The organism is Paenibacillus sp. GYB006 (assembly GCF_036577645.1).
Lineage (GTDB): Bacteria > Bacillota > Bacilli > Paenibacillales > Paenibacillaceae > Paenibacillus.
In genome coordinates this window covers 1-246 of sequence record NZ_JARBDA010000104.1, presented here as the reverse complement: position 1 = coordinate 246, position 246 = coordinate 1, and the positions used below count along the sequence as shown (strand labels likewise).

Genomic DNA, 246 nt, shown 5'->3' with positions numbered 1-246 from the left:
GAACGTTAAGTTCTCGTCAGCATTTTCTAAATGAGCTTATCGCTCTTTTCAATAACTTTATTGGAGAGTTTGATCCTGGCTCAGGACGAACGCTGGCGGCGTGCCTAATACATGCAAGTCGAGCGGATTTGATGGAGAGCTTGCTCTCCTGAGAGTTAGCGGCGGACGGGTGAGTAACACGTAGGCAACCTGCCCATAAGACTGGGATAACTACCGGAAACGGTAGCTAATACCGGATAGGTTCTT

At 48.4% G+C, this 246-nt stretch carries 1 rRNA gene; it reads left to right on the top strand.

Annotated elements, in window-relative coordinates:
* Positions 1–57: 57 nt before the first annotated feature.
* A 16S ribosomal RNA gene (locus PV403_RS25190) occupies positions 58–246 on the top strand; the annotation flags it as partial.